A 7,777-nucleotide genomic window follows, 5' to 3' on the forward strand; every position below is an offset into this window, starting at 1 on the left:
ACCTGCGGGAACTGTCCGCCTCGAAGGCCCTCGCTCCCTAGGATGGTCGTGTGGACAGCTGGATCTGGTGGCTCCTGGCCGCCGCGGCCCTCGGCATACCGCTGGTGCTCACCGCGATGCCGGAGTTCGCCATGTTCGCCGTCGGCGCGCTGGCGGCCGCCGGGGTCGCCGGGCTGGGCGCGGGGGTGGTCCTCCAGACCGTGACCTTCCTGGTGGTCTCGGTCGCGCTGGTCGCCTTCGTCCGTCCGATCGCCTACCGGCAGCTGCAGCGGGGACCGCAGATCAAGATGGGCATCGAGGCGCTCCAGGGCGCCACCGCGGTCGTCGCGGAAACCGTCGATGGGGAGGGCGGACGGATCAAGCTCAACGGCGAGATCTGGTCGGCCCGCGCGCTCCACCCGGACCAGGTCTACCAGCCCGGGCAGCAGGTCGACGTCGTCGAAATCCAGGGCGCGACCGCCCTGGTCGTCTAGGGGAGAGTCCGTGGAACCCGTCCTTATCGTTTTGGTCGTCCTGGTCGTGGTGGCCTTCATCGCGCTGATCAAGACGATCCAGGTCATCCCGCAGGCCAGCGCCGCGATCGTGGAGCGCTTCGGCCGCTACACCCGGACGCTCAACGCAGGGCTGAACATCGTCGTCCCGTTCATCGACCGGGTCCGCAACCGCATCGACCTGCGCGAGCAGGTCGTGCCGTTCCCGCCGCAGCCGGTGATCACCCAGGACAACCTGGTGGTCAACATCGACACCGTCATCTACTACCAGGTCACCGACCCCCGGGCGGCCACCTACGAGGTTGCCAGCTACATCCAGGCCATCGAGCAGCTGACCGTGACCACGCTGCGCAACATCATCGGTTCGATGGACCTGGAGTCCACCCTGACCTCGCGCGAGGTCATCAATGCCGGTCTGCGCGGGGTGCTGGACGAGGCCACCGGCAAGTGGGGCATCCGGGTCAACCGCGTCGAGCTGAAGGCGATCGAGCCGCCGACCTCCATCCAGGACTCGATGGAGAAGCAGATGCGCGCCGACCGTGACAAGCGCGCCGCGATCCTCACCGCCGAGGGCCAGCGCCAGGCGCAGATCCTCAAGGCCGAGGGTGAGAAGCAGGCGGACGTGCTCCGGGCCGAGGGTGAGGCGCAGGCCGCGGTGCTGCGCGCCGACGGTGAGGCGGCCGCGATCCGGACGGTCTTCGAGGCCATCCACGACGGCGACGCCGACCAGAAGCTGCTCGCCTACCAGTACCTGCAGACCCTGCCCGAGCTGGCCAAGGGCGACTCCAACAAGCTGTGGATCATCCCCAGCGAGGTCGGCGACGCGCTCAAGGGCCTCGGTGGCGCCTTCACCGGCCTGACCGGCAACGGTGGCGGGGCCAACGGCGGTACGGTGGCGGCGCCGAGCGTGCCGCAGGCGCCCCCGGCGGCCACCCAGGTGCCGATCGACCCGTCAGCCGGGCCGCGGCCGGTGGACGTCGAGAAGGGTGCCGCCCGTCCCCGGGTGGACCCGGCGCGGGAGTACCGCAAGATCGACCCGGAGTGATCGGCCGAGTTCTCCGGCCGGGGGCCCGCTGCCTGGTGGTGGCGGGCCCCCGGTGTCTTTCCGGGCCGTGTGCCGTGCAGGCGGCGCCGCGGCGTGGGGGCGTGACGGCGGCGCAGCCTGGGGCGTGACGGCAGTGTGGCGTGCGTCCCGAATCGTGGGCGGGCCTGGTCCGGCCGGGGCGGGGTCCGGCATGATCCCCTCGGACAGGACCGCTAGGAGAGGTGACCCATGACGCTCTGGGAGGCGATCGCCGTCCTGGTGGCCGGCGTCGGGGCCGGGATGATCAACGTGATCGTCGGCTCCGGCACCCTGATCACCTTCCCGGTGCTGCTCGCCGTCGGCATCCCGCCGGTGACCGCCAACGTCTCCAACTCCTTCGGCCTGGTGCCCGGCTCGCTCAGCGGCGTGATCGGCTACCGCCGCGAACTGGTCGGCCAGGGCCGCCGGTTGCGGCGGATGGGCACCGCCTCGCTGCTCGGCGGGCTGCTCGGCGCACTGCTTCTGATCAAGCTGCCGAGCGGGGCCTTCGACGCGATCGTCCCGGCGCTGATCCTGCTCGCGCTCGTCCTGGTGGTGATCCAGCCCCGGGTGGCCAAGGCCGTCGCGGCGCGGCGGCGGGCCGACGGCGACCCGGACGGCAGCCCGGTGCTGCTGGCCGGGGTGTTCCTCACCGGCATCTACGGCGGCTACTTCGGCGCCGCGCAGGGCGTCCTGCTGATGGCGCTGATGGGCATGCTGCTCCAGGAGGACCTGCAGCGGATCAACGCCGTGAAGAACGCCCTGGCTATGATCGTCAACGGGGTCGCCGCGCTGTTCTTCCTGTTCACCTCGACGGTGAACTGGACGGCCGCCGGGCTGATCGCGGCGGGCTCGCTGGTCGGCGGCCTGCTGGGCGCCAAGGTCGGCCGCCGGCTGCCGCCGACCGCGCTGCGCGCGGTCATCGTGGTGGTCGGACTGGTGGCCGTCACCAAGCTGTTGCTGAGCTGAACGGCGGTCGGACCGTAGGACTGACCGACCGTCGGACCGTACCTACATCGGAGGAGAAACGTCATGGCCCTGGAGATGCGCGGGACCTGCGAGCGCTGCGAGGTGTCGCTGACCGCCGACGGCCCCGCCTCGATATGTTCCTACGAGTGCACCTTCTGCGCGGACTGCACCGAGGCCATGGCCGCCAACTGCCCCAACTGCGGAGGCGAACTGGTGACCCGTCCGCGCCGGCAGGCCGCCTGACCGGCATCCGACCGGCACCACCGACGAGACCCGGAGCGCACCGATGAGCAAGAGGGCACGACTGAGCGAGGACGAGATCGCGGCGGCGCTGGCGGACGTGCCGCTGTGGAGCCGGGACGGCGACAGCATCGTCCGCAGCGCCGACGCCCCCGACTTCCCGGCCGCGATCCGGGTGGTCGTCGCCGTCGCCGAGCAGGCCGAGGAACTCGACCACCACCCCGACATCGACATCCGCTGGCGCACCCTGCGCTTCGTGCTCTCCACCCACAGCGAGGGCGGCCTCACCGGCCTGGACTTCACCCTCGCCGCCCGCATCGACGAGGCCCTGCGCGCCGAGTCGGCGGCCTGAGACCCGGTCCCCGCCACCGCGTCGAGGGCCCGGGTGGCGGGCCCCGGCGGGCGTGAGATGCTGACTGCCGCAATCGGCAGGCCGGCTGGGGGGCTGGGAGGGACGGAACGGTGGCACAGGAGCCCTTCGGAGACGCCCATGCCCAGCAGCAGCCGTGGTACCCCCAGGGCGGCCAGGACTGGCAGGGCTACGACGACCCGCAGCAGCAGGCTGCGCAGTGGCAGCAGCCCGAGCCGTCCGGGCAGTGGCAGTACGAGCAGGTCCCTCACGAGCAGCAGGGCGGCTACGCGCAGACGGGGTACGTCGAGGGCGGCTACTTCCAGGGCCAGGGCTTCCCGGGCCACGGCTACCAGGAGCAGGGCCAGGCGCACGGGTCGCACGGGTCCTACGGGTCGTACGGCGGGCAGGAGCAGTACCAGCCGTACCAGCAGCAGTACCCGGACCACGGGCAGCAGCCGTACACCGCGTACGCCGCGCAGGCCCAGTCGGTGGAGGAGGGGCTCTACGTCCCGGCGGGGGCCGAGTACTCGGCCGACGGCTACGTGCGGATCGAGGAGTCGCCGGCGGAGCCCGAGCCGGCCGTCGAGGAGTCCCCGGCGGGGGCAGCGGCCTCGGTGGCGGCTCCTGCCGCGCCCGCCGAGCCCGGCGCGCGCTCGCGGGCCGCTCGGCGGGGCGGTCGCGGTGGTGACGGCGGTTCCGGTCCCACCTCTCCTCCTTCTCCTTCCTCTCCCTCTTCCTCTTCCTCTTCCCCCTCCTCTTCCTCGTTGGCGGACAAGGTCCGGGCCGCGGTCCTGACCGGGGAGCACGTGCCCAGCCGGCGGGCCCTGCTGGTGCGGGCCGGCGCCGGGGTGGCCGCGCTCGGAGTGCTGATAACGGCGGCGCTGACGGTCGGTGCCGAGGGCGGCGGCAGCGCGTCCGCGTCCAGTGGCGGTGAGCCCGGCTTCGCGGTGGCGCACACCAGGATCTGGTCGGCGCAGCCCGCGGCCGCGCAGCAGACGGGCGACGACACGCTGGTCGGCAGCTGGCTGCTGACCGAAGCGGTGGTCCGCGCCGACGGCTCCGGCGTGCACGCGTACGACCGGGCGACGGGGAAGCCGACCTGGTCGGTCGAGCCCCCGGCGGCCGGGGCCGTGCCGTGCGGCCTCTCGGCGAGCGTGAACCAGGCCGGGCTGGGCGCGGCCCTGTTCCGGCCGCAGGCGGACCCGAAGAGCCCCTGCACCCTGGTCGCCGCCGTGGACACCAAGACCGGCAAGATCGCCTGGAGCAAGAGCCTCTCGGATGCCAAGGACGCCTACTCGGCGCGGATCGGCGTCACCGACGACATGGTGATCGCGGTCGGCGACGACCGGGCGGCGGCCTGGGCGGCCGCCGACGGCAAGGACGTCTGGCAGTACACCGGGCAGGGCAAGTTCTGCACGCTGTCCGGCGGCGTCAGCGGCAAGACCGTGCTGGTCGCCTCCTCCTGCGCCGACTCGACGCCCGCCGACCAGGCCGTCGCGCTGAAGGCGGCGGACGGCAAGGTCAGCTGGTGGCGGGGCCTGAACAACCAGCCGAAGACGGTGACGGTGCTCTCCGCCGAACCGGCCGTGGTGCTCACCACCGGCGGGAAGCCCGAGGACGACCGGGTGTTCGCCTGGGGCTCCGCCGGTGACCCGGCCGTCGAGATCCCGGTGGTCACCGACGGCGGCCGGTTGAACGTCACCCACGGAACGTTTTCGGCCACGCCCGAGGTGTTCTTCGAGGGCCGCACGATGGTCGCCGCGATGACCCCGGCGAACGGCGGCGGGCCGGTGTCCGCGGTCGGCTACGACCTGGACACCGGCAAGCAGCGCTGGAAGACGCCGACCGCCGCCAAGGGCACCTCCCGGGCGGTCGGCATCGACGGCGGCTCGCTGGTGCTGGCCGCCGACGAACGCCGCGACCAGCCGGCCCGCCTCGGCCGCTTCCCGCTGGCGGGCGGCCAGGAGGCGGTCGGCGGGAACTTCCCGCCCGGCACCGGCTCGTTGCTGCTCTCCGGGCGGGTGCTGATCGGCGGCGGACAGGTGGTCGTGGTGCCGGAGCACGCTGCCAACTACGGCACGGCGGCGGGGTACCAGGCGAAGGGCTGAGGCCGGACCGGGCCCGGAACCCGGTTCCGGGCCGGCGCCCGGCTCCCCGTCAGGCCGCCGTGACGGGCTGCCCCGGCACGGCCGGCAGCCAGTCGGCGAGCTCCCGGGCCTCCGAACCGCGCAGCCCGAGCGCGAGCATCAAGGTGGCCTGCGGGGTCGGTACGAACGGCCGCCGCAGCAGTTTCATCCCGGCCTGCTCCGGCGTCCGGTCGGCCTTGCGCTGGTTGTCCTCCGCGCACGCGGCCACGGTGTTCATCCAGCTGTCCTCCCCACCGCGCGACCTGGGCTGGAGGTGGTCCACCGTGGTGGCCCGGCGCCCGCAGTACGCGCACAGGTGCTGGTCCCGGGCCAGGACACCCCGCCTCGACCACGGGGCCTGTTGTCGGAACGGCACTCTCACGTACCTCTGCAGCCTGATCACCCGTGGCACCGGGACGGCCACGCCCGTCCCCCGGATCGACCGCAGCGGGTGCGCCTGCTCCACCACCGCCTTGTCCTGGAGCACCAGGACGACGGCGCGCTGGAGCGACACCGTCGTCAGGGGCTCGTAGCTCGCGTTCAGAACCAGCGTGTTGCGCACTCGGCACACCCTTCCCACGGGCGTGCCACGGCGGCACGACCGTCTCCACACACGTCACTGCCGCCGCACGGCGGTGACCCCACTCTGAATGGGCCCGCAGCCGACGAACAACGGAATTTCCGGTGTCGAGGAGGAACGCGGGGGAGCGGGTCCGTCGACCGGACCCGGTGCCTCGGGGGAAACTCGCTGGCCGGAACCGCGTAGGCTCTATCAGGCTGGAGTCGTACCGACCCCGGGGCCCGACCGAACCGGGCCGACAGCGGGCGGGCGCCCGATCGAAGGAGAAGCGTGACCGTGACGGACATCGTCGACGAGCTGCGGTGGCGTGGGCTGATCGCCCTGTCCACCGACGAGGACGCACTGCGCAAGGCGTTCGCGGACGGCCCGGTCACGTTCTATTGCGGCTTCGACCCGACGGCCCCCAGCCTGCACCTCGGCAACCTGGTGCAGATCCTCACCATGCGCCGCATCCAGCAGGCGGGGAACCTCCCGCTCGGCCTGGTCGGCGGCGCCACGGGCCTGATCGGGGACCCGAAGCCCACCGCCGAGCGCGTGCTCAACGACCCCGAGACGGTGGCCGGCTGGGTCGAGCGCCTGCGCGGCCAGATCTCGCGGTTCCTCGACTTCGAGGGCCCGTACGCGGCGCGCATGGTGAACAACCTGGACTGGACCTCCGGGATGTCGGCCATCAGTCTGCTGCGCGACGTCGGCAAGTACTTCCGCGTCAACAACATGATCGCCAAGGAGGCCGTCGCCCGCCGGCTCAACTCCGACGCGGGCATCAGCTACACCGAGTTCAGCTACCAGATCCTCCAGGGCATGGACTACCTGGAGCTGAACCGCCGCTACGCCTGCACCCTGCAGACCGGCGGCAGCGACCAGTGGGGCAACCTCACCGCCGGCACGGACCTCATCCGCAAGGCCGACGGCAAGTCCGTGCACGCGCTGGCCACGCCGCTGATCGTCAAGGCGGACGGCACCAAGTTCGGAAAGACGGAGTCCGGCACGGTCTGGCTCGACCCCGAGCTCACCACCCCGTACGCCTTCTACCAGTTCTGGCTGAACGCGGACGACCGGGACGTCTCCAACTTCCTGCGGATCTTCAGCTTCCGCTCGAAGGAGGAGATCGAGGAGCTGGAGCGCGAGACCGCCGAGCGCCCCGCCGCCCGCCTCGCCCAGCGCGCGCTGGCCGAGGAGCTCACCACGATGGTGCACGGGGCCGAGCAGTACGAGCGTGCGGTCGCCGCGTCCAAGGCGCTGTTCGGCCAGGGGGACCTGGCCGACCTGGAGGCCCCGACCCTGGCCGCGGCCCTCGCCGAGGTGCCGAAGGCCGACGTCACCGAACTCCAGCCGGTGGTCGACCTGTTGGTGGCCGTCGGCCTGGCGCCGAGCCGCTCGGCCGCCCGCCGGACGATCAAGGAGGGCGGTGCCTACCTCAACAACGTCAAGGTGACGGACGAGGAGACCGTGCCCACCGAGGCCGACCTGCTGCACGGCCGCTGGCTGGTGCTGCGCCGTGGCAAGCGCAACCTGGCGGCGGCGGAGCTGGTCGCGGCCGGCTGACCGGTCCGCCGACCTGTCAGTTGATCTACTGGCTGAAAGAACACCCGCTCTGAGCTGCGGCTTCGAGCCCCGAGGGCCGGATCTGGACAGATCCGGCCCTCGACGTTTGACGATGTCCTCCAGGTGGCCTAGTGTTGAACGAGTCGCTGGAGCGGCCACCCCACTCAGCAAGACCCACCCTCACACCTCGAAGCCCATTCGCTTGGGTCCGTCGGCGTTGCCGTCATCGGGTGTGAGTGTGAATTCCGATTGACCATCGGAATGCGCTAATGTGGTGGACGTCGCGGAAAGCGGCCCCGACCAGTTCGGGAAATCGGATGAATGAAACTCCGGAAAACGGAGCGGAAAACATCTGATAAGCTGGAAACACGAAAGAACGAAGCGCCCGGAGGGCCCGCTGGAAGGCGGTCC

The 7,777-nt window shown here is 71.8% G+C and carries 9 protein-coding genes; 7 read left to right on the forward strand and 2 right to left on the reverse strand.

What is annotated here, in order from left to right:
* Positions 1-50 precede the first annotated feature (50 nt).
* From ACIRVF_RS40250 to ACIRVF_RS40275, 6 genes are all read left to right on the forward strand, one after another.
* On the forward strand, positions 51-473 hold the full coding sequence (locus ACIRVF_RS40250; protein ID WP_402829538.1) for an NfeD family protein: 423 nt from the start codon (positions 51-53) through the stop codon (positions 471-473).
* Positions 474-483: 10 nt separating this feature from the next.
* On the forward strand, positions 484-1,536 hold the full coding sequence (locus ACIRVF_RS40255) for an SPFH domain-containing protein (protein WP_402829539.1): 1,053 nt from the start codon (positions 484-486) through the stop codon (positions 1,534-1,536).
* A 228-nt stretch (positions 1,537-1,764) separates the two neighbouring features.
* A complete protein-coding gene (locus tag ACIRVF_RS40260; RefSeq protein ID WP_402829541.1) occupies positions 1,765-2,523 on the forward strand; it encodes a sulfite exporter TauE/SafE family protein in 759 nt (252 codons plus the stop codon).
* A gap of 63 nt (positions 2,524-2,586) precedes the next feature.
* Entirely contained in the window at positions 2,587-2,766 is a 180-nt protein-coding gene (locus tag ACIRVF_RS40265; RefSeq protein WP_402829543.1) for a DUF1272 domain-containing protein, read from the forward strand.
* A gap of 43 nt (positions 2,767-2,809) precedes the next feature.
* The gene (locus ACIRVF_RS40270) at positions 2,810-3,115 is read left to right on the forward strand and encodes a 4a-hydroxytetrahydrobiopterin dehydratase (RefSeq protein WP_402829545.1); all 306 of its coding nucleotides are present in this window, start codon (positions 2,810-2,812) and stop codon (positions 3,113-3,115) included.
* A 110-nt stretch (positions 3,116-3,225) separates the two neighbouring features.
* Complete coding sequence (locus ACIRVF_RS40275; RefSeq protein WP_402829546.1) at positions 3,226-5,223, forward strand: PQQ-binding-like beta-propeller repeat protein; 1,998 nt, start codon at positions 3,226-3,228, stop codon at positions 5,221-5,223.
* A gap of 49 nt (positions 5,224-5,272) precedes the next feature.
* Here ACIRVF_RS40275 and ACIRVF_RS40280 read toward each other — a convergent pair whose 3' ends face one another.
* Entirely contained in the window at positions 5,273-5,803 is a 531-nt protein-coding gene (locus tag ACIRVF_RS40280; protein ID WP_030285730.1) for an HNH endonuclease, read from the reverse strand.
* Positions 5,804-6,097: 294 nt separating this feature from the next.
* On the opposite strand from ACIRVF_RS40280, the gene tyrS reads away from it, so the two are divergent.
* On the forward strand, positions 6,098-7,366 hold the full coding sequence (tyrS, locus tag ACIRVF_RS40285; protein ID WP_402829554.1) for a tyrosine--tRNA ligase: 1,269 nt from the start codon (positions 6,098-6,100) through the stop codon (positions 7,364-7,366).
* 180 nt (positions 7,367-7,546) lie between these two features.
* On the opposite strand, the gene ACIRVF_RS40290 is transcribed toward tyrS, so the two are convergent.
* A partial coding sequence (locus tag ACIRVF_RS40290) for a hypothetical protein (protein ID WP_402829548.1) occupies positions 7,547-7,777 on the reverse strand: 231 nt, incomplete at its 5' end.

Origin of the sequence: Kitasatospora sp. NPDC101157, assembly GCF_044768255.1 — a bacterium.
Taxonomy (GTDB): domain Bacteria; phylum Actinomycetota; class Actinomycetes; order Streptomycetales; family Streptomycetaceae; genus Kitasatospora.